Origin of the sequence: Acidovorax sp. DW039, from assembly GCF_037101375.1 — a bacterium.
Taxonomy (GTDB): Bacteria; Pseudomonadota; Gammaproteobacteria; order Burkholderiales; family Burkholderiaceae_C; genus Acidovorax.
On the sequence record NZ_AP029019.1, the window covers coordinates 2,662,308 to 2,681,465 of the forward strand.

The 19,158-nt window shown below is 63.3% G+C and carries 16 protein-coding genes; 9 read left to right on the top strand and 7 right to left on the bottom strand.

Annotation, left to right across the window (positions count from 1 at the left end):
• Positions 1–6 precede the first annotated feature (6 nt).
• Positions 7–1,872 carry a long-chain fatty acid--CoA ligase gene (locus tag AACH87_RS11905; protein ID WP_338794655.1) on the bottom strand — a complete coding sequence of 622 codons (1,866 nt, stop codon included), beginning with the start codon at positions 1,870–1,872 and terminating at the stop codon, positions 7–9.
• 144 nt (positions 1,873–2,016) lie between these two features.
• Complete coding sequence (locus AACH87_RS11910; RefSeq protein ID WP_338794656.1) at positions 2,017–2,652, bottom strand: GntR family transcriptional regulator; 636 nt, start codon at positions 2,650–2,652, stop codon at positions 2,017–2,019.
• A gap of 131 nt (positions 2,653–2,783) precedes the next feature.
• Here AACH87_RS11910 and scpA point away from each other — a divergent pair, with 131 nt between their 5' ends.
• From scpA to bioB, 9 genes are all read left to right on the top strand, one after another.
• Complete coding sequence (gene scpA / locus AACH87_RS11915; RefSeq protein WP_338794657.1) at positions 2,784–4,955, top strand: methylmalonyl-CoA mutase; 2,172 nt, start codon at positions 2,784–2,786, stop codon at positions 4,953–4,955.
• The gene (gene meaB, locus AACH87_RS11920) at positions 4,952–5,980 is read left to right on the top strand and encodes a methylmalonyl Co-A mutase-associated GTPase MeaB (protein WP_338794658.1); all 1,029 of its coding nucleotides are present in this window, start codon (positions 4,952–4,954) and stop codon (positions 5,978–5,980) included. Before scpA ends, meaB begins: the two co-directional genes overlap by 4 nt.
• Before the next feature lie 46 nt (positions 5,981–6,026).
• Positions 6,027–7,559 (top strand): acyl-CoA carboxylase subunit beta, encoded by a 1,533-nt coding sequence (locus tag AACH87_RS11925; RefSeq protein WP_338794659.1) that lies wholly within the window; start codon positions 6,027–6,029, stop codon positions 7,557–7,559.
• A gap of 19 nt (positions 7,560–7,578) precedes the next feature.
• Positions 7,579–8,031, top strand: a complete 453-nt coding sequence (locus AACH87_RS11930; protein ID WP_338794660.1) for a PH domain-containing protein — start codon at positions 7,579–7,581, stop codon at positions 8,029–8,031.
• Between the two features lie 22 nt (positions 8,032–8,053).
• Positions 8,054–10,102 carry an acetyl/propionyl/methylcrotonyl-CoA carboxylase subunit alpha gene (locus AACH87_RS11935; RefSeq protein ID WP_338794662.1) on the top strand — a complete coding sequence of 683 codons (2,049 nt, stop codon included), beginning with the start codon at positions 8,054–8,056 and terminating at the stop codon, positions 10,100–10,102.
• Complete coding sequence (locus tag AACH87_RS11940; protein ID WP_338794663.1) at positions 10,099–10,941, top strand: YdcF family protein; 843 nt, start codon at positions 10,099–10,101, stop codon at positions 10,939–10,941. Before AACH87_RS11935 ends, AACH87_RS11940 begins: the two co-directional genes overlap by 4 nt.
• A gap of 84 nt (positions 10,942–11,025) precedes the next feature.
• Positions 11,026–11,496: a VOC family protein gene (locus AACH87_RS11945; RefSeq protein ID WP_338794664.1), complete on the top strand. Its 471-nt coding sequence runs from the start codon at positions 11,026–11,028 to the stop codon at positions 11,494–11,496.
• Between the two features lie 23 nt (positions 11,497–11,519).
• Entirely contained in the window at positions 11,520–11,912 is a 393-nt protein-coding gene (locus AACH87_RS11950) for a hypothetical protein (protein ID WP_338794665.1), read from the top strand.
• A 427-nt stretch (positions 11,913–12,339) separates the two neighbouring features.
• The gene (gene bioB / locus AACH87_RS11955) at positions 12,340–13,407 is read left to right on the top strand and encodes a biotin synthase BioB (RefSeq protein WP_338794666.1); all 1,068 of its coding nucleotides are present in this window, start codon (positions 12,340–12,342) and stop codon (positions 13,405–13,407) included.
• 8 nt (positions 13,408–13,415) lie between these two features.
• Here the strand turns inward: bioB and AACH87_RS11960 are convergent, their stop codons facing one another.
• The 5 genes from AACH87_RS11960 to AACH87_RS11980 form a co-directional block, all read right to left on the bottom strand.
• A complete protein-coding gene (locus AACH87_RS11960; protein ID WP_338794668.1) occupies positions 13,416–14,588 on the bottom strand; it encodes a two-component system response regulator in 1,173 nt (390 codons plus the stop codon).
• A gap of 92 nt (positions 14,589–14,680) precedes the next feature.
• Positions 14,681–17,719, bottom strand: coding sequence for a response regulator (locus AACH87_RS11965; RefSeq protein ID WP_338794670.1), 3,039 nt, complete (start codon positions 17,717–17,719; stop codon positions 14,681–14,683).
• A 19-nt stretch (positions 17,720–17,738) separates the two neighbouring features.
• The gene (locus AACH87_RS11970) at positions 17,739–18,275 is read right to left on the bottom strand and encodes a molybdopterin-dependent oxidoreductase (RefSeq protein ID WP_338794671.1); all 537 of its coding nucleotides are present in this window, start codon (positions 18,273–18,275) and stop codon (positions 17,739–17,741) included.
• Positions 18,276–18,538: 263 nt separating this feature from the next.
• Positions 18,539–18,892 (bottom strand): carboxymuconolactone decarboxylase family protein, encoded by a 354-nt coding sequence (locus AACH87_RS11975; RefSeq protein WP_338794672.1) that lies wholly within the window; start codon positions 18,890–18,892, stop codon positions 18,539–18,541.
• Between the two features lie 26 nt (positions 18,893–18,918).
• Positions 18,919–19,104 (bottom strand): DUF2892 domain-containing protein, encoded by a 186-nt coding sequence (locus AACH87_RS11980; RefSeq protein WP_338794673.1) that lies wholly within the window; start codon positions 19,102–19,104, stop codon positions 18,919–18,921.
• Between the last annotated feature and the right edge of the window lie 54 nt (positions 19,105–19,158).

The window sequence follows — 19,158 nt, forward strand, 5'->3', positions numbered from 1 at the left end:
TGGGCCTCAACGCCCCTGCGGCCGCTGGTACATGTCCTCAATCGCCTGCTCAAAGTGGGCCATCAGGTTGGTGCGCTTGAGCTTGAGCGTCGGGGTCATGAAGGTGTTTTCAATCGTCCACGGCTCCAGCGTCAAATGCACTGCACGGGGCACGGCGTAGCGTGCAAAGCTGGCAGTACAGCGTTCAATGCGCGCCAGCACAGCGCGGTGCACCGCAGGCTGGTTCAGGCTGGCCGCCTCCTGCGGGTTCAGCCCCAGGTCTGCCGCCAGGCGCAACCACTCCTGGCGGCGCAGCACAGCCACGCAGGCGATGAAGGGACGATTCTCGCCCACGACAAACGCCTGCTCCAGCAGCGGGTCTGCCAGCATGGCCAGTTCCAGGTCACCGGGCGGCACTTTCTCGCCAGTGGAGGTGACGATGATCTCCTTGATGCGCCCCCGGATGTAGATGCGCCCGTTCACGATGTCTGCCTGGTCCCCCGTGCCCAGCCACCCGTCGGCAGACAGGATGCGGGCCGTGTCCTCAGGCCGCTTCCAGTAGCCTTTCATCACAATGGGGCCACGCACCTGCAGCTCGCGGTTGTCGCCAATGCGCACTTCCACGCCGGGCAGGGCGCGGCCCACGCAGGCGGGGTCGTTGTCTTCCAGCGAGTTGACGGACACCACGGGCGATGTTTCCGTCATGCCGTAGCCCTGAATCAGCGGTAACCCCAGGCCCAGGAAGCAACGGGCGATGGTGGGCGACAGCGGTGCGCCGCCACTCACCGCCACCCGCACCCGCCCCCCAAACTGCGCCAGCAGCGGTTTGGCCACCAGCCACTGCAGCAAGGGCCAGGGCAGGGCGTGCAGCCAGTCATTGCCCGTCTGCACGGTGTCGGGCAGCAGCTTTTGGTGTCTGCAAAACAGCGCCCAGCCTTTGGCCTGCGCCGCTTCCAGCAGCCGCATCTTCCAGGGCGAGCGGGCCAGCTTTTCCAGCAACTTGGCATGGATACGCTCGTAAATGCGTGGCACCGACACCAGCACCGTGGGGCGAACCGATTTGAGGTCTTCGGCCAGCAGGGGCACCGAGCGGGCATACACCACGCAACTGCCTGCAGCAATCGGCAGGTAATACCCCCCCGTGCGCTCAAACGTGTGCGACAGGGGCAGGAACGAGAGGAAAACGTCTGCCGTGGTGGGCGAGATGCGCTGCATCACGGCCTTCACATCGCTGAGCACGTTGTGGTGGGTCAGCATCACCCCCTTGGGCTTGCCGGTGGTGCCCGAGGTGTAGACGATGGCGGCCAGATCATCTGCCGCCGGGCCGCGGGGTGCCTGCGCAGGCGTTGTAGTGCCTGCGTGATCTGCCCCCTCCAGCCACTGTTGCAGCGAGCCCAGTGCAGGGCCATCGGCGGGCAGCTCGCCCACATCCAGGGATTCGCTCTCGTCCGGGTCTGTAAACACCACAGCGCGCAGCGCTGGAAACTCCACCCCCGTGGCCCGCACCTTCTCCCACTGCTCGCGCTGTCCCAGGATCAGCATCGAAGCCTCGCAGTCCGCCAGGATGTAGGCAATGCTGCCGGGGTTGTCGATGGCGTGCAGCGGCACGGGCACGCAGCCCGTGGCCAGGGTGGCTTGGTCGGCGCACAGGGCATTGAGCCCGTTGGGCAGCAAGATGGCAATGCGCGCGCCGTGCGGCAACTGCATGGCGGCCAGGGCCTGGGCCCAGCGGCCGATGCGCTGGGCTGCATCGCGCCAGCTCAGGCTTTGCCAGGCGTGGGTGGCGGGATCGAAAGCCCGGTAAGCCTCGCCCTCCGGGGTGCTGGCCACCCGGTACGCAAGAAGTTGGGGAAGCGTTTGTACGCTGGCGAGGTCGGGTGGTGGGGTGGTCATGTGCGGCAGGCTAGGTACTAACCCTAGTCTTTATCAAAGCCGCTGGATCATAGCCACTGACCCGCTCGGGTTTTGTAAGAAGCTGTAGCAACTGCCCCAGGCCTTGCGATGCATCAGGCCTCGCCTTGCGGCGCAACAGCCCGATCAGGTGGCCGCTTGCAGACCCTGCGCAAAGTGCTCCTGCATGGCTTTGCGTGTGCCCTCTGGGTCGCGTGCTGTCAGGGCTGCGAGGATGGCGCGGTGCTCTGCAAGCGAATCCGCAATCCGGCCCTGCTTGAACAGAGAGTTGTGCCGGTTCAGCTTCATCACCTTGCGCAGGTCAGCCACCATCTGGCTGCGCCAGCGGTTGTCGGCCATCTCCAGCACCTGCATGTGAAACCGCTCGTTCACGGCAAAGAACTTTTCACGGTCGGCCATCGCGGCCTCCAGCTCGGCATGCAGGTCCTGCAGGCTCTCGATCTGTGCGTCGGTAGCGCGCTCGGCCACTACGCCTGCGGCGTCGCTCTCCAGCAGGCTGAGCAGGTGGTACACGTCGCGCAGGTCCTTTTCGCTCATCTCCGTCACATAGGCGCCACGACGCACCTTCATCGTGACGAGGCCTTCTGCCGCCAGCACCTTCAGCGCTTCGCGCAGCGGGGTGCGACTGATGCCAAATTCTTCTGCAATCTTCAGCTCGTCAATCCAGCTGCCGGGCTCCAGCTCGCGCCGGAAGATGCGCTGGCGCAATTGCTCGGCAACTTCTTCGTACAAGGCTTTGGGCGTGAGGGTGATGGCTGACATGGGCCGGATTGTAAGCTGGGCGGAATATTTTGAATGAATAATTATGAATGATGTAAACTGCCCGCCACATCGGTGCCCACCGAGCGTCGCGTGCGACGACCCCCAACGCCATCTTCGGAGAAGCTTTCGCCATGAGTGACACCCCCCAGAACAACGCCCCCGAGTTCGCACCTGCCTCGCTAGAGGCCTGGGCCAAGGCAGCGGCCAAATCGGCCCCCGGTGGCGATGTCAATGCGCTGAACTGGGTCACTCCCGATGGCATCACCGTCAAGCCGCTTTACACCGCAGCAGACACCCAAGACCTGCCTTACGCCGATACGCTGCCCGGCTTCGAGCCCTTCCTGCGTGGCCCCCAGGCCACCATGTATGCAGTGCGCCCCTGGACCATTCGCCAATATGCAGGCTTCTCCACCGCCGAAGAATCCAACGCCTTCTACCGTAAGGCCCTGGCCGCAGGCGGGCAGGGCGTGAGTGTGGCGTTTGACCTGGCCACGCACCGCGGCTACGACAGCGACCACCCCCGCGTGACAGGTGATGTGGGCAAGGCCGGTGTGGCGATTGACAGCGTGGAGGACATGAAGATCCTCTTCAACGAGATCCCGCTCGACAAGGTGAGCGTATCCATGACCATGAACGGCGCGGTGCTGCCCGTGCTGGCAGGCTACGTGGTGGCGGCGGAAGAGCAGGGCGTGTCGCAAGACAAGCTCAGCGGAACCATTCAGAACGACATTCTGAAAGAGTTCATGGTGCGCAACACCTACATCTACCCGCCCAAGCCGAGCATGCGCATCATCGGCGACATCATCGAGTACACGAGCAAGAACATGCCCAAGTTCAACTCGATCTCGATCTCGGGCTACCACATGCAGGAAGCCGGGGCCAACCAGGCGCTGGAACTGGCCTTTACCCTGGCCGACGGCAAGGAATATGTGAAGACCGCCATTGCCAAGGGCATGGACGTGGACGACTTTGCCGGCCGCCTCAGCTTCTTCTGGGCTATCGGCATGAACTTCTACCTGGAAGTCGCCAAGATGCGCGCCGCACGCCTCTTGTGGTGCCGCATCATGAAGGGCTTCAACGCCAAGAACCCCAAGAGCCTGATGCTGCGCACGCACTGCCAGACCTCGGGCTGGAGCTTGACCGAGCAAGACCCCTACAACAACGTGGTGCGCACCACCATCGAAGCCATGGCGGCCGTGTTTGGCGGCACGCAATCGCTGCACACCAATGCGCTCGATGAAGCCATTGCCCTGCCAACCGAGTTCAGCGCCCGCATTGCGCGCAACACGCAGCTCATCATCCAGGAAGAAACCCACATCACCAACGTGATCGACCCCTGGGCTGGCAGCTACATGATGGAAAAGCTGACGCAGGACATGATGGACGCTGCCTGGAAGATCATCGAAGAGGTCGAAGCCATGGGCGGCATGACCCAGGCCGTGGACAGCGGCTGGGCCAAGCTCAAGATCGAAGCCGCCGCCGCCGAGAAGCAGGCGCGCATCGACTCTGGCCGTGACGTGATCGTCGGCGTCAACAAGTACAGATTGCCTAAGGAAGACAAAGTCGACATCCTTGAGATCGACAACATGAAGGTGCGCGACGGCCAGATTGCCCGCCTGCAGGAAATCAAGGCAAAACGCGACGCAGCCAAGGTGCAGCAAGCGCTGGATGCTCTCACTTCTGCAGCAGAGTCGGGCGAGGGCAACCTGCTGGATCTGTCCATTCAGGCCATCCGCCTGCGCGCCACAGTAGGCGAGGTCAGCGATGCGCTGGAAAAGGTTTTTGGGCGCCACCGCGCCGACACGCAAAAGGTGACCGGTGTGTACGCAGCTGCCTATGACTCGGCCGAAGGCTGGGAAAAACTCAAGACCGAAATCAACGCCTTTGCGGAAGACCAGGGCCGCCGTCCCCGCGTCATGATCGCCAAGCTGGGCCAGGACGGCCACGACCGCGGCGCCAAAGTGGTGGCCACCGCCTTTGCCGACCTGGGCTTTGACGTGGACATGGGCCCGCTGTTCCAGACCCCCGAGGAATGCGCCCGCCAGGCGATTGAAAACGACGTGCACGCCGTGGGCGTGAGCACCCTGGCCGCTGGCCACAAGACGCTGGTGCCCGCGATCATTGCCGAGCTGAAGAAGCAGGGCGCGGACGACATCATCGTTTTCGTCGGCGGCGTGATCCCGGCGCAGGACTACGACTTCTTGTACGAAGCGGGCGTGAAGGGCGTCTACGGCCCCGGCACCCCCATCCCGGCCAGCGCCAAGGATGTGCTGGAGCAGATTCGCAAGGCTGTGGCAGCGTGACCCCTGAAGCGATTCAGCGCGGCATTGTCGGGGGCGATGGCCCCCTGCAGCGCCGCGCCATGGCCAAAGCCATCACCCTGCTCGAATCCACCCGCGCCGACCACCGCGCGCAGGCGGACGAGCTGCTCACGGCGCTGCTGCCCCACACCGGCAAGTCGTTCCGCCTGGGCATCAGCGGCGTGCCGGGCGTGGGCAAGTCCACTTTCATTGAAGCGCTGGGCCTGTACCTGATCGGCCAAGGTCATCGCGTGGCGGTGCTGGCGGTGGACCCTTCCAGCACAGTCTCGGGCGGCTCCATCCTGGGCGACAAGACACGCATGGAGCACCTCTCCGTGCATGAGAAAGCCTACATCCGCCCCAGCCCCAGCAGCGGCACGCTGGGCGGTGTGGCCGAGAAAACGCGCGAGGCATTGCTGGTGTGCGAAGCCGCGGGCTATGACGTGGTCATCATCGAGACCGTGGGCGTGGGCCAGTCAGAGACCGCCGTGGCGGGCATGACGGACATGTTCGTGCTCATGCAGCTGCCCAACGCGGGCGATGACCTGCAGGCCATCAAGAAGGGGGTGATGGAGATTGCCGACCTGGTGGTGATCAACAAGGCCGATATCGACAAGAACGCCGCCACGCGAGCCGAGGCGCAGATCACATCCAGCCTGCGCCTGCTCGGCCAGCATGGCAACCCCGAAACCGCCCACCATGACGCTGCGCTGTGGCACCCCAAGGTGGTGCAGATCAGTGCGCTGCTGGGGCAGGGGGTTGATGGCTTCTGGGCCGCCGTCAGCGAATTCCGCCGACTGCAAACCGCCAACGGCCGCCTCGCCCAGCGCCGCGAAAAACAAGCCCTGGCCTGGATGTGGGAACGCATTGAGGCTGGCCTCAAGCTCGCCTTCCGTCAGCACCCGCAGGTGCGCGCGCTGCTGCCGCAGTTGCAGCAGGACGTGGTGGCGGGGCGCATCGCAGCGTCCACTGCAGCAAGAAATCTGCTGCTAGCGCAATCAGGACAAGCGCAAGCAGCTATTGAATAAATAGCAACCCCATTCCAACGAGACAGCATTTCACCGAAGGACGACCATGCAAGACATCCTGGACCAACTGGAGAAAAAGCGCGAACTTGCCCGCCTGGGCGGGGGCCAGAAGCGCATCGACGCCCAGCACAAGAAGGGCAAGCTCACGGCACGCGAGCGTATCGAGCTGCTGCTGGACGACGGCACTTTTGAAGAATGGGACATGTTCGTGGAGCACCGCTGCACGGACTTCGGCATGCAGGACAACAAGGTGCCGGGCGACGGCGTGGTCACCGGCTACGGCATGATCAACGGCCGCCTGGTGTTCGTCTTCAGCCAGGACTTCACCGTGTTCGGCGGTGCGCTCTCCGAAACCCATGCCGAGAAGATCTGCAAGGTGATGGACCAGGCCATGAAGGTCGGCGCGCCTGTCATTGGCCTCAACGACTCGGGCGGCGCCCGCATCCAGGAAGGCGTGGCGTCCCTCGGCGGCTATGCCGACGTCTTCCAGAAGAACGTGCTGGCATCCGGGGTGGTGCCGCAGATCAGCATGATCATGGGCCCCTGCGCGGGCGGCGCGGTGTACAGCCCGGCCATGACGGACTTCATCTTCATGGTCAAGGACAGCAGCTACATGTTCGTGACCGGCCCCGAAGTGGTGAAGACCGTGACGCACGAAGAAGTGACGGCCGAAGAGCTGGGCGGCGCCATCACCCACACCACCAAGAGCGGCGTGGCCGACATGGCGTTCGAGAACGATGTCGAAGCCATCATGATGCTGCGGCGGCTGTACAACTACCTGCCGCTCAACAACCGCGAGAAGGCCCCCGTGCGCAAGAGCAACGACCCGGCCGACCGCATGGACCTGAGCCTGGACACGCTGGTGCCCGAGAACCCCAACAAGCCGTACGACATGAAGGAGCTGATCCTCAAGACCGTCGACGACGGGGACTTCTTTGAGCTGCAGCCCGAATACGCCAAGAACATCCTGATCGGCTTTGCCCGCATGGAAGGGCAGGTGGTCGGCATCGTGGCCAACCAGCCGCTGGTGCTGGCCGGTTGTCTGGACATCAAGTCGAGCATCAAGGCCGCGCGCTTTGTGCGGTTCTGCGATGCGTTCAACATCCCCGTGGTCACGTTTGTGGACGTGCCCGGTTTCATGCCCGGCACCAGCCAGGAGTACGGCGGCATCATCAAGCACGGCGCCAAGCTGCTGTACGCCTATGCCGAGTGCACCGTGCCCAAGATCACCGTCATCACCCGCAAGGCCTACGGCGGCGCGTACGACGTGATGGCTTCCAAGCACCTGCGCGGCGACGTGAACCTGGCCTGGCCCAACGCCGAGATTGCGGTGATGGGTGCCAAGGGCGCGGTGGAAATCATCTTCCGCGAAGACAAGAACGACCCCGCCAAGCTCGCTGCCCGCGAGGCCGAATACAAGCAGCGCTTTGCCAACCCGTTTGTGGCGGGCGCGCGCGGCTTTATCGACGATGTGATCCTGCCGCACGAGACGCGCAAGCGCATTTGCCGGAGTCTGGTGATGCTGCAAAACAAGAAGATCGAGAACCCCTGGCGCAAGCACGGGAATATTCCGCTCTGATCGCACAGCACAAAGCGCCATGACTGCCACTGCACGCTCGCCCGACGTCACTTTTTCATCCAAGGTGGACGGCTGGATTGCAGCCACTGCCTTGGGTGCGGGCGGTGCTTGCTTGGCCACTGCAGGCCCTATGGCCTGGTCCTCAGCATCTGCGGCAGAGGCTGCTGTGCTGGGCAGTGTGGTTCTGTTGACGCTCGGACTGCCCGTCTGGCTGCTGCTTGATACCCGTTACACGGTCACCGCTGATGAATTGCAGATTCGAAGCGGCCCGCTTCGCTGGCAAATCAAGCTGAGCGAGGTGCGGCAGATATCGCCCTCCCGCAGCTGGTTGTCATCACCCGCACTGTCGCTGGACCGCGTGCGGGTGCAGTTTGGTGCCGCGCGCAGTGTGCTCGTGTCGCCGCGTGAGAAGCAGCAGTTTGTGGACTGCCTACGCCAGCGCTGCCCCTCTGTTCTGGTTACCGGTTTTTGAAATTTCGTTTGAGGAACTTGTCATGTTCACCAAAATCCTGATCGCCAACCGTGGCGAAATCGCCTGCCGAGTGATTGCAACGGCCAAGAAAATGGGTATCGCCACCGTCGCCGTCTACTCCGACGCCGACAAGGAAGCCCGCCACGTCAAGCTGGCCGACGAGGCCGTCAACATCGGCCCCGCACCCAGCCGCGAAAGCTACCTGCAGGCCGAGAAAATCATTGCCGCCTGCAAGCAGACGGGCGCACAGGCCATCCACCCCGGCTACGGCTTCCTCTCTGAAAACGAAGCTTTTGCCCAGCGCTGCGAAGACGAAGGCATTGCCTTCATCGGCCCCAAGGCGCACTCGATTGCTGCCATGGGCGACAAGATCGCCTCGAAGAAGCTGGCCAACGAAGCCAAGGTCAACACCATTCCTGGCTACAACGACGCGATTGCAGGCCCCGAGCAGGCGGTGGAAATTGCCAAGGGCATCGGCTACCCCGTGATGATCAAGGCCAGCGCGGGCGGCGGCGGCAAGGGCCTGCGCGTGGCCTACAACGACAAGGAAGCGTTCGAAGGCTTTGCCAGTTGCCAGAACGAGGCCCGCAATAGCTTCGGCGACGACCGCATCTTCATCGAGAAGTTTGTGCAGGAGCCGCGCCACATCGAGATCCAGATCCTGGGCGACAGCCACGGCAACGTGATCTACCTGAACGAGCGCGAATGCTCCATCCAGCGCCGCCACCAGAAGGTGATTGAAGAGGCACCATCGCCCTTCATCAGCGACGCCACCCGCAAGGCCATGGGCGAGCAGGCCGTGGCGCTGGCCAAGGCAGTGAAGTACCAAAGCGCGGGCACGGTGGAGTTTGTCGTGGGCAAGGACCAGGACTTCTACTTCCTGGAGATGAACACCCGCCTGCAAGTGGAGCACCCGGTGACGGAATGCATCACTGGCCTGGACCTGGTGGAGTTGATGATCCGCGTGGCGGCGGGCGAAAAGCTGCCGCTCACGCAAGCCGATGTGAAGCGCGACGGCTGGGCGATCGAGTGCCGCATCAACGCCGAAGACCCGTTCCGCAACTTCCTGCCGTCCACGGGCCGCCTGGTGCGCTTTCAGCCACCAGAGGAATCCATGTTCCAGTCCGACACCAGCAAGAAGCTGGGCGTGCGGGTGGACACGGGCGTGTACGAGGGCGGCGAGATCCCCATGTACTACGACTCGATGATCGCCAAGCTCATCGTGCACGGCTCGGACCGCAATGATGCGATTGCCAAAATGCGTGCGGCGCTCAACGGGTTTGTGATTCGCGGCATCAGCAGCAACATCCCGTTCCAGGCGGCACTGCTGGCGCATCCCAAGTTTGTGTCGTGCCAGTTCAACACCGGCTTCATTGCCGAGCACTACGGCAAGGGTTTCCATGCCGAAGACGTGCCGCACGACGACCCGCTCTTCCTGGTGGCTCTGGCCGCATTCATGAACCGCCGTTACCGCGCCCGCGCCTCGGGCATCAGCGGGCAACTGGCCGGGCATGAGGTGAAGGTGGGCGAGCAGTTTGTGGTGGTCACGCTGGGCGCCGAAGGGCAGAACCAGCACCACGAGGTGACGGTGTCCGACTTTGAAGACAAATCGGGCTCCAGCGCAGTATTGGTGGGCGGTAAAAGCTATCAAATCAGTAGCAATGCCACACTGGGCCAGATCCGCGTGCAGGGCGCTTGCAACGGCCAGGGCTTCACGGCCCAGGTGGAGCGCGGCGCGGGCAAGAACCCGCTGGCGCTGCGCATTGCGCACAACGGCACGCAGATCGAAGCCATGGTGCTCTCGCCGCTGGGTGCACGGCTGCACCAGCTGATGCCTTACAAGGCACCGCCAGATCTGTCCAAGTTCCTGCTCTCGCCCATGCCCGGCCTGCTGGTGGATGTGGCCGTACAGCCCGGCCAGAAGGTGCAGGCGGGTGAGAAGCTGGCGGTGATTGAAGCCATGAAGATGGAGAACATCCTCTTTGCCGCGCAAGACGGCGTGGTGGGCAAGATCGTGGCTGGCAAGGGCGAATCGCTGGCGGTAGACCAGGTGATTCTGGAATTCCAGTGACCTCTGGTTTGGGCACTGCGCCGCTGGCTGGCAGCTCGCCCACGCCCGGTGCGCAGTGGCCTGCGCTGCGGTGGGTGTGCGCCATCGCTGGTGCGGTGCTGCTGGCGGATGGCTTGGTCTTGATGGCCCTGGGCTACTTCTCCATGGGCGTGACGGTGCCTGCTGCGCTGGGTGCCGCGGGCACCTGGCTGGCGTGGCGCTGGCACCGCGTGCAAGCGTGGCGCGGGCGCACGGCGCTGCGGCGCGGGTTGTGGCGCATGGGCTGGGCGTTGTTGTTGCTCTGGGCCCTCAGCGTGGCGGCCTTCTGGTGGGTGCTGACCCGCCAGATCGATCAAGCTGACAACGCCACCATAGGCATGGTGCCCCAGGTCATCTTGGTGCTGGGCAGCGGCACGCCGCAAGGGCAGCCTTCACCCGCACTGCGTGCCCGGCTGGACAAGGCCCATGAGCTGGCCCAGGCGCACCCCGAAACGTGGGTGGTGGTGTCTGGCGGGGTGGACTTTGGGGAGACCTTGAGCGAAGGCCAGGTGATGGGCAACTACCTGCGGGCACAGGGCCTGGATGCGCGTCGTATCTTGCAGGAAGAGCGCAGCACCAGCACCGAGCTGAACCTGCGCTACAGCCTGCCCCTGCTGCAAGCCCAAGGGCTGGGGCCAGAAGCTGCCGTGGCAGTGGTTACCAGCGACTTCCACACCGTGCGCGCGCAACGCATTGCCCGCAAGGTGGGCTACACCCGCACGCTGCCGGTGGCAGCCCCCACACCGCTTTACATCCGCTACAACGCCTGGCTGCGCGAGTATTTCGCCATGGCGAGCAGCTGGTTGCTGCGGGAGTTGTGATTTTCAGTTAAAAAATTTGAGAGCCAAATTAGCCTCTAGCGCTTATTCATAAAGCGCAGGCAGCTACTAATTCAGGAGCAAACCATGAGTACCAGCCCCCGTCCCTTCAAAGTCCTCGGCATCCAGCAAGTTGCCATCGGAGGCACCGACAAGCAGCGCATGAAAACCCTGTGGGTGGACATGCTGGGCCTGGAACAGACGGGCACCTTCCAGAGCGAGCGCGAGAACGTGGACGAGGACATCCTGGCCATGGGCAAAGGTGCCTTCAAGGTGGAGGTCGACATCATGCAACCGCTGGACATCGACAAAAAACCCGCCGTGCACACCACGCCGCTCAACCATATCGGCCTGTGGATTGACGACCTGCCCAAGGCGGTGGAGTGGCTCACGGCCCAAGGCGTGCGCTTTGCCCCTGGCGGTATCCGCAAAGGCGCTGCGGGCTACGACATCACGTTTTTGCACCCCAAGAGCAACGATGAGTTTCCTATTGCAGGCGAGGGCGTGCTGATTGAACTGGTGCAAGCCCCGGCGGATGTGATCGCTGCGCTGGGCTGAAGCGCTTGCACATCCCATCGGCCATGCGCCTGCGCTGGCGCACGTTCATCCGCATTGCCTGCGCTGGGGCGGTGTCGGTCATGGCGCTGGCCGGGGCACCCGCCCAGGCTGCTGGCGGCACGGGTACCTACGCGCTGGATTGGCACCGCAAGGGCGAAACCTTGCAGTACCGATCGTGCGGCTGCGCAGACAGCTGCTGGGTGGCTGAAGTGAAAAACCAGCGCACCCACCAAACCCTGGCCATCTTGCGTTGCGACTGCACCCGGCTGCTGGCACGGGTCCCAGCGCGGCCAGGCCAAGGGGTAGGGCCCAGCACGCCCGAAGCAGAGCAGGCCCCTAGCTGCGCAGCCGTGAATGAATCCGACAACAAGCCGCGAGCGATCCGCGAGGCACTGGAGCAACTGCTGGGGCGTTGAAAGCCGGTGGCACAAGCGGCTACCGGGCCTTTTTGCGCAGCAAAAGACTCCACACGCGTCCTTTCGACTCGCTAACTCGCACGAACTCCAGATTGCTTTCCGCCACCAACCCGGCGAGATGACAGCAAAAGCAGGAGTGTTGCCGCTCAATCTGCCCACCGATTTTTGCGCGGCATGAACGTGCACGCTAAAGCACCCAACTGCAGGCTTCTTTCGCCTTCTTGCCGCGCTGAATCCAAGCAGTTAAAGGCACCTATTGAGTGGCAGTTTTTGTGACCCTTTGGAGGCCCAACGTACCAAAAAGTCCTTCAAAATCATGGCGATAGATGAAACGCAGCGTCTTGCTGAAACCCATGGCCTGGCGTTTTGTGTACCCCCGGCCCCCACACGGTGTTACCCACACCGATCCATTGAAAGGACCCATCCCATGGCGAACAGTGCCTCCACTGCCGAGCAACCCATCCAGCTCCACCGTCCCGCTGCTGCGCCGCTGGCGCAAGGCCCATGGTCGGTAGAAGGCATCCAGGCCTTGCTCGACAAGCCTTTGATGGACTTGCTGTACGAAGCACAGACGGTGCACCGCCAGCACTGGCCTGCGGGCGATATCGAACTGGCGACGCTGCTGTCGGTCAAAACAGGGGGTTGCCCGGAGAACTGTGGCTACTGCCCCCAGTCGGCGGAGTTCGACACCGGCGTCAAAGCCCAGAAGCTGATGTCCGTGGAGGAAGTGACGACTGCCGCGCAGGCGGCCAAGGATGCAGGGGCGACCCGCTTTTGCATGGGTGCCGCCTGGCGTGCCCCCAAGGACCGCGACATTGAGAAAGTGAGCGAGCTGATTGCTGCCGTGAAAGGCCTGGGCATGCAGACCTGCGCCACGCTGGGCATGCTGGAGCCGCACCAGGCACAGGCCCTGCGCGGAGCGGGACTGGACTACTACAACCACAACCTGGACACCGCCCCCGAGTACTACACCGATGTGGTCAGCACCCGGCAGTACCAGGACCGGCTGGACACCTTGCAGGCCGTGCGCGCTGCAGGCATCAGCGTGTGCTGCGGTGGCATTGTGGGCATGGGAGAAGCGCCGGTGCACCGCGCCGGGCTGATTGCGCAGCTGGCCAACCTCAACCCCTATCCGGAGTCGGTGCCCATCAACAGCCTGGTGCGGGTACCGGGCACGCCGCTGGCAGACAGCGACCCCATCGACCCCTTTGACTTTGTGCGTGTGATTGCCGTGGCCCGCATCACCATGCCCAAGGCCCGGGTGCGCCTGTCGGCGGGGCGCCAGCAACTGGGCGATGCGGTGCAGGCGCTGTGCTTCATGGCCGGGGCCAACTCCATCTTTTACGGCGACAAGCTGCTGGTGACGGGTAACCCCGATGTGGAAGCCGATGTGCAGCTGCTGGCCAAGCTGGGGCTGCAAGGCCACCGCACCACGGCCACTGCGAGCCCACATGAGGCAGCGGCGGATATGGCGACATCCAGCGCTTGCTGCTGAGTCGCTGGTTATCCAAGCTGGATCTTTTCGGCAGGCAGGTCTGCCGACATGCGGTCCATTTCATGGTTCAGCGCAGGCTGCCCGTCGGCAAAGCGCAGGGCAATGGCCCGAAAGTCCTCGGACAGGGCCATGAACGCGTCCACCATGTCAGGGTCAAAGTGGCTGCCGCGGCCGTCCAGAATGATCTGTACGGCTGCCTCGTGCGAATAGGCGGGCTTGTACACGCGCTCTGAAATGAGTGCGTCGTACACATCGGCCACCGCCATCAGCCGCGCCGACAGGGGAATGGTGTTGCCCACCAACCCCTCGGGGTAGCCCGAGCCATCCCACTTCTCCTGGTGGCTGTAGGTGATTTCCTTGGCGTAGCGGAAGAAGGGGTTGCTGTGCGATGTGTCCTTCTCTGCCGCCAGAATGGCCTCCAGACCCAGATTGGTGTGGGTTTTCATGATCTCGAACTCTTCCGGCGTGAGCTTGCCGGGCTTGAGCAGGATGCGGTCCGGAATGCCCACCTTGCCGATGTCATGCAGCGGGGCCGATTTGAAAATCATCTCGATGGCGGCTTCCGTCAGCTCATCGCGAAAGCGGGGGTGCGTCTGCAGCTTGCGGGCGAGGGCTTCCACATAGTGCTGGGTGCGGCGGATGTGGTTGCCCGTTTCGTTGTCCCGCGTTTCGGCCAGCGAGGCCATGGCGCGGATAGTCACATCCTGCAACTCGGCCACCTCGCGGGTGCGGCGTGCCACTTCCTGCTCCAGAAAGTGGTTGTGGTGCGCCAGCACATCCCGCGCCCGCTTGAGGAGCAGGTGGTTGCGCACCCGCGCCAGGGTAATGGCCGGGTTGATGGGCTTGGTGATGTAGTCCACCGCCCCGAGCTCCAGGCCCACGGTTTCATCCTCAGAGGCGCTCATGGCCGTGAGGAAGATGACGGGAATGTCCTCCGTCTCAGGGTTGAACTGCAGGCGGCGCAGCACCTCGTAGCCATCCATGTCGGGCATCATGATGTCCAGCAGGATGAGGTCCGGCTTGCTCTCGCCCGCCACAATCTGCAAAGCCCGCTCGCCACTGGGCGCAAGCTTGACCTTGTAGTCCGCACGCAGCAGCCCGCTCATCAGGGAAAGATTGTCCGGGGTGTCATCCACCACCAGCACGGTGCATTTACCGCTCAGGTCCAAAGGGCTGCTCATGGCTGGTTCCTCCTCATCGTTGATTTAAAGCGGCTAACACCACCCCCTGACGTCGTTGTCCCGTCTGGTCGTACCACCTGTACTGCCCGCCCTCAGCCTGCGGTTTCGGTCTGTGACGAACGCAGGGCCGCCAGCGCGCCCACCAGGTCGTAGCCCTCCAGTGCCCTCTGCATGTCGGCATACACGGGGCCCAGCGCAGCGCGCAGTTGCGGGGCAGATTCCCTGAAAAGCTCCACAGCGTCCGAATCGTCATCCGCCAGCAGCGCATCCAGTCTTTCCAGCAGCTCGCGGGCAGCGTCTGCAGGCAACGCTGCGGAGGCCGTGCCTTGCCCGGCTTGTGACTCGCCCGTTTCTGACGGCAGGGCCTTGCGCAGACTGGCGATGAGAGGCTGGCACAAGGCATCGACCTTTTGCAGCGTGGCTTCCACGGCATCTGCTGGCAGTCCCTGGGCCAGTGCCTGCTCTGCCGCGGCGGCAGCCTCAGCCAGTGCCGCGGCACCAATGGTGGCGGCCGTGCCTTTCAAGGTGTGCATCGCCCTTTGGGCATCGCGCCGGTGTTCTGCCTGCAGGTGCATGCGGGCGGAGGCCACGGCTGTGGCCTGGCCCGCTGCAAACTTGCGCAGCAAGCCCTCGTAGGCGGTGCGCTTGTTCAATACCCTGCGCAGGCCTGCGGCACAGTCCAGCCCATCGATGTGAAGCAACAGGTCTTCTTCGATGGGGATGGGCGGCTCACCCTCTGGCGTGGTGCCTGCCTGCCTCGCATCGGGTACCACGCCCGCAGGGACAGGGCCGCTGCGGTGGGGAATCCAGCGCAGCAGCGTAGCAAACAGCTCCTCGGGGTCGATGGGTTTGGCAATGTGCCCATTCATGCCTGCCTGCATGCATTTGTCCCGGTCGGTGCTCATGGCGTTGGCCGTCATGGCCAGCACCGGCAGTTGGGCCCAGGCTGGGTTCTGGCGCAGCAGGCGCGTGGCGGTGAGTCCATCCATCACGGGCATCTGCATGTCCATAAGCACGGCGTCGTAAGCCGCTTTGCCCAGCATGTCCAAAGCCATTTGCCCGTGCTCGGCAATATCCACCACCAGCCCGGCTTCGGTCAGCAGGTCTGCGCCCACCTGCTGGTTCAGGTCGTTGTCGTCCACCAGCAGCACCCGGGCACCACGAATGGCATGCAAGGCCATGGTGGTGCCGGAAGGAGCAGGTGCCTGCCGCACCTCTTCCTGCACACCGCACAGGGCTTGCATGGCGATGTCCAGCAACTGCGAGGGGCTGACTGGCTTGGTCAGCATGAGGGCCACGCCATGCCGCTGCAGTTCGGGGCGCACCTCTTCACGGCCATGGGCCGTCACGATGACCGGAACGGGAGGGGAGGGGAGCTGCGCCAGTTGCTCGTGCGTGGCAAAGCCGTCCAGGCCCGGCATTTTCCAGTCGAGAAAAGCGATTTCGAACGGGGTCTGCGCGGCCGCCGCGCTGCGGGCCAGGGCAATGGCCTCTTCGCCACTGCGGGCTGTGGTCACCACAAAGCTCATGCGCCCCAGCAGCACGGAAATGATGTACCGCGCCTGGTCACTGTCGTCCACCACCAGCACGCGGCGGCCCCGCAGGTCCGGTGACGGCAGCAGGGCCCGCTGGCGCGGCTCGCCCAGCCCCAGCTTGGCGGTGAACCAGAAGGTGCTGCCCTGGCCGGGGGCGCTGATCACGCCCACCTCGCCCCCCATGAGCTGTGCCAGGCTTTTGGAGATGGCCAGCCCCAACCCCGTGCCGCCATATTTGCGGGTGGTGGAGGAATCAGCCTGCTCAAAAGAACGGAACAGGCGGGATTGCTGCTCCTCGCTCAGGCCAATGCCCGTGTCCTGCACTTCAAAGCGCAGCAGCAGGGTGCTGCCGTCACGCCGGTCTTGCCGCACGCGCACCACAATCTCGCCCTGGTCTGTGAACTTCACGGCGTTGTTGGCGTAGTTGACCAGTATCTGCCCCAGGCGCAGGGGGTCGCCCCGCAGGTCATCGGGCAGGTCAGGGTCCACATCAAACATCAACTCCAGCCCTTTGGCTGTGCACTTGTCGCTGATGAGGTTGGCCACGTTGTCCAGCACGCCGCGCAGGTCAAAATCCAGCGTCTCGACCTCCAGCTTGCCCGCTTCGATCTTGCTGAAGTCCAGGATGTCGTTGATCAAGCCCAGCAAGTGCTGGCCCGAGCGCTGGATCTTCTGAACATAGTCACGCTGGCGGTGCGTCAGCTCTGTGCCAAGCACCAGGTGGCTCATGCCGATGACTGCGTTCATGGGTGTGCGGATTTCATGGCTCATGTTGGCCAGAAAGTCTGACTTCATCTGCGAGGCGTCTTCTGCCTTGGCCCGCGCCACCACCAGCTCTTCCTCGTGCTCGCGCAGGGCCACATTGGCTTGCTGCAACTCTGCGGTGCGCTGGGCCACGCGGGCTTCCAGCACCTCTTCATTGCGTCGCAAGGTTTCCACCAGCTCTGCCTGTGCCTGCATGGCCTGGGACTTGGCGCGCTCCCGCGCCACAAACTGGCGCGCCATGGCAGCCGCCAAAAGAAAGGTGAGCAGGGCCTGGAAGCCCGTCAAAGCGGTGGTGAGCAGGGTTTGGTGCTGCACTTCTTCGTTGCGCTGGTCGCCCAGCAAGGCCGAGAGACGGGCCGCATTCAGCGCCACGTCCTGCACCGTTTCACGCAGGTCTGCCAATTGAGTTCGCAGCAACTGCATGTTTTGCAGGCTGGTGGGGCGGTCCACGCTCTGGCCAAAATAACTGTCCCCGGCGGCCACAAACTGCTGCAAGGCACGCAGAGCCTGGGCGTAGATGGGCTCGGACTGCATCAACGTGCGGGCGCTGCCGCTTTCGAGTGCGCTGAAGCGGCTCAGAAACAGGTCATAGCGCAGCGCTACCGCGTCCAGCGTGGTGCTGTCCGGGGCCATCAGGTACTGGTTGAGCGCGTGGTCAAAACGCTCGTACTCGACGTTGAGCTGCAAAAAAGACCAGAGCGAATTCACATCGCCGCGCCTCATCACGGCCTCTACGCTGCGGTATTGCTGGTACTGCACCGCGGCAATCGCGACGTAGGCCAGCACCAGCCCGGCAATGATGAGTTTCAGGAAGTGCTTGCTGCGCAGCATGAAGGCACCTCCTTGGCAGTCAGCGAATGCGCAACGCGTTCAGCTGCCAGGCTGCACGGTTGTAGTACAGCTCGGTGCGCAACTCTGCCTTGCTATCAAAGGGGTAGACGATGAACAGGGGCCCCTTCTCCCGCACGGGCATGGGCCGGTTGTTCATGAGCCGCGCCACGATCACATCATGGCGGTGGATGTCGTCCAGAGGGATTTCCGTCTTGTAGTCGTTCAGGGCAACAGCCGTCATGGTGCTGCCCTTGCCGCCCGCAGCCGCCACCACATCACGCAACAGGGGGCCGGTGAACGTTACTGCATCGGGGTACCAGGGGGTTCGGGTGGTGAAGGTGTGCTGGGGCAACTGCTCCAGCATGCGCATGTCGAACTGGGCCTTGGCTCCCTGGTTGGGCTGGGAGATGTTGCCTTCGATGGTGAGCACCACGGGGCCGGAGGGTTTGTCCAGTGCATGGCCCGCAGGGCTGAGCGCAAGAAGGCACGCGGCAAGAAGAACTGCCTGCAGGTTGGCTCTCTGCCCCACGACGCGCGATGCCCTGATAACCGCCATGCTTCCCCCTTGTAATCGCATGCCAAGAACGGTGGAAACGCAGAGGTCTTGGCGATATGTAAGTTATATCAGCCAATTGTTAACTATGTAAGGGGAATTTGCGCACAAGGAGCGTCAGCGGATTGCAAGGCCTGTGCTGATTGAAAACGGGGTTTGTCGCGGCCAAAGGCTGAGCCAGCCTCCGTCATCCATTCAGCATCATCCAGCTACTAAATTGATAGCTGCCTGCGCTTTATCCACGAGCGCAAGCATGCATTTTTTGCCTAGGCTGTAGCGGGCGCCAACTGGTCCCAAGCCGCAAGCACCTCAGAGGCATACATGAGCGCTGGGCCACCGCCCATGTACACGCACACGCTCAGCATTTCTTCCAGCTCAGCCCGCGTGGCACCCAGCTTGTGCAAGGCTTTTGTGTGAAAACCGATGCAGCCGGAGCATCTCTGCGTGACCCCGATGGCCAGGGCGATCAGTTCCTTTTGCTTGGTGGACAGCACGCCCTCAGCCATCGAGGCCTGCGCAAGCTGGGAGAAGCCGCGCATCGCATCGGGCTGCGCCTTGCGGAAGGAAGAGAGGTTTTCGTTGATGCTTTGCATCAGACCGGCATGGTCAAAAGTGCTCATGGGGTTCTCCTGAACAAGATATTCAATTAACGCGGGCAGGTGTTGATACCCAGCAGGGTGTAAAGCGGGCAGAACCGGAAAACCCCTGTGAGCAAAGGCACCACCCCCAGCCAGCCCCACAAGCCCACCGTGCCTGTGGCCGCCAGAGCGATCAGTACAAGGCCCGCAACGATGCGCAAAGCACGATCTACCGAACCAATATTGAGTTTCATGATGTCCTCCTGTAGTGCAACAGCCCCGAGGGGCGGGAAACGAAAGCGGTGATG